The sequence below is a fragment of the Streptomyces sp. NPDC047079 genome (assembly GCF_040643755.1).
Lineage (GTDB): Bacteria > Actinomycetota > Actinomycetes > Streptomycetales > Streptomycetaceae > Streptomyces.
In genome coordinates this window covers 1-2,441 of record NZ_JBEYUZ010000066.1, presented here as the reverse complement: position 1 = coordinate 2,441, position 2,441 = coordinate 1, and the positions used below count along the sequence as shown (strand labels likewise).

Annotated in this window: 1 protein-coding gene and 1 pseudogene; both read right to left on the bottom strand. The window is 72.6% G+C overall.

Translation table 11 applies throughout. From position 1 onward, the window contains the following. Positions 1 to 857, bottom strand: a pseudogene (locus ABZ823_RS30875) (1,4-alpha-glucan branching enzyme); the annotation flags it as partial. Beyond that, positions 854 to 2,251, bottom strand: a complete 1,398-nt coding sequence (locus ABZ823_RS30870) for a maltokinase (RefSeq protein WP_361666219.1) — start codon at positions 2,249 to 2,251, stop codon at positions 854 to 856. The gene ABZ823_RS30870 and the pseudogene ABZ823_RS30875, both read right to left, overlap by 4 nt. Between the last annotated feature and the right edge of the window lie 190 nt (positions 2,252 to 2,441).

Below are 2,441 nucleotides of genomic sequence, written 5' to 3'. Positions count from 1 at the left end.
TACGCGGGCAGCTCGTCCGCCAGCTGCCGGTACGTCAGCCCCGGTCGCCAGGACGGCAGATGCACCTCGTACACCGAGAACGGCGCCTCGTGCACCGGCCGCTCACCACGGCGGGCCATCCATTCCCCGTCGCCCCACGCGTACGCCGACTCGGCGACGATCGACGCGGTCGCCGGCGGCACCTCCGTGCGGCGGGCCATGGGGTCCGCGCGCACGGTGCGGGTGCCGTCGGGCCGTGTGATGTCGAACTTGTAGAGCGTCCCGGGGCCGATTCCGGGCACGAACAGCTCCCACACGCCACAGGAGCCGAGCGAGCGCATGGGATGGGCGCTGCCGTCCCAGTGGCAGAAGTCCCCGCAGACCCTGACCCCTCGTGCGTTCGGCGCCCACACCGTGAAGCGGGTCCCCCGGACGCCCGCGTGTGTCATCGGATGGGCTCCGAGGGCCTGCCACAGCTGCTCATGGCGTCCCTCTCCGATGAGATGCAGGTCCAGCTCGCCGAGCGCGGGCAGGAAACGGTAGGGGTCGTCCGTTTCCAGTACGGATCCCTCGTACGCCAGGAGGAGCCGGTACTCGGGGACGTCTCGCAGGGGCAGCAGGGCCGAGAAGAAGCCGTCCCCGTCGTCGTGCAGCTCCGCCCAGGCTCCGTCCATGACGACGGTCACCGACAGCGCGCAGGGCCTCAGGACACGGAACGCGACTCCGCCGGGCACCGGATGGGCGCCGAGCACCGAGTGCGGATCGTGGTGTGTGCCCGCCAGCAGCCGCTCCCGGTCGCCGGGCTCCGCCGGTGCGGCACTCGGTGTGCCCAACGGCGCCGAGCAGAGGGGCGGTTGGGCGACGGTGGGGACGGTCACGGTGTCAGCCTCCTCAGGCCGGGGCGTTCGGCGAGGCGCGCGATCGCCGCCATGGGTACGGGCAGCCAGTCCGGGCGGTGCCGGGCCTCGTACAGCACCTCGTACACCGCGCGGTCCGTCTCATAGGCACGCAGCAGCTCCGGTTTCGAGCGGGGGTCCCACCCGGCCTCGGCGGCATACCCCGCGCAGTACGCCTCGCGGCACCGCAGGGCCCACTCTGGGCGCCACGGCCGGCGGGCGTGGGCGGCGTAGTCGAAGGAGCGGAGCATGCCCGCCACATCGCGTACCGGGGACTGGACGCGGCGCCGTTCGGGCAGCGGGCGGGCCGGCTCGCCCTCGAAGTCGATCACGTGCCACTGCCGTTCGGCCCGCAGCACCTGGCCCAGGTGCAGATCCCCGTGGATGCGCTGCGCGGGGCGGGGGGAGTCGAGGGCGGACGGCTCGGTGAACGCGGACCACAGCCCGGACGCGTAGGGCAGCAGTGCCGGTACGGCGTGCAGGGCGTCCCTCAGCCGTTCCAGCATGCCGGCCGCGAGCCGCTCGCTGCCGGGCGGCACCTGGGAGTCGACGGGGAACGCGGCGGCGAGGGCCAGGTGCACCTCGGCCGTGGCCTGCCCCATCTCATATGCCTCCTCGGTGAACTCCCGTCCGGCCGCCAGCGCGGCGAGCGCCTGCGTCCAGCCGTCGTCGGCGCCGTGCAGAAACGGCTGGAGCACGCCGAGGGTCGCGGCCCACGGGCTGGACGTGCGAAACCAGGCCACCGGGGCGAGGACGCGGGTGCAGCCCTGCCGGGCCAGGGCCCAGGGCACCTCCAGATCCGGGTTGATGCCCGGCCGCACACGGCGGAAGAGCTTCAGAATGTACGCGTCCCCGTAGACCAGGGAGGAGTTGGACTGCTCGGCCTCGAGGAGGCGCGCGGTGAGGTCGGCGGGGATGGTCACCCTGCCGTCGCGTTCGAAGCGCAGGGCTCCCGCGGTGCCCGGCGTGCGCAGCCGTTCCAGAAGCAGGGACGCCGAGCGCGGGTCGTGGAGGGCGTCGTACACCAGCAGCCCGGTCAGAGGCCCTTCGCTGATCCGTCCGAGGACGGCCGGGGAGTGGCTGGGTGCCCGGAACTCGCCGAATCCCAGGATCAGTTGGTAACAGTCTCGAACCGGCGTCGCGCCCGGCGTGCAGCGCGCCGACAGCTCGGGGTATTCGGCGCGGATCAGCAGGTGCAGGCAGTCGGGGTGCAGCTCCGTCACCGACAACAGTGCCAGGTCCGTGACGGGACGTCCCTTGCCGGCGAACCAGCGTTGGCGCGGCAGCCAGGCGCGCAGCAGACCGGACAGCGAGGGCAGTAGCGCGGCGGGGCCGAGGCTGTCCGGGCGGAGCGTTGCGGTCTCGGTCTTCGGCATGGCGTCGCGTCCTTTCCGTCCGGGGCGGCCGAGGGAGCAGCGGCCATGGTTCAACGGGCCACGAACAGGTTCACCTTGGTGGCCTGGGGGACGTTCTTGCGGAGCCGGAACCAGTAGAAGCCGTGGCCTGCGAGGGTGAGGAGGTAGGGCAGTTCGCCGATGGCGGGGAAGCGGACCCCACCGATCAGTT

What these genes read in the sequence shown, in the direction of transcription:
- ABZ823_RS30870 (WP_361666219.1), bottom strand. Translation starts at nt 2,251, where the DNA reads ATGCCGAAGACCGAGACCGCAACGCTCCGCCCGGACAGCCTCGGCCCC.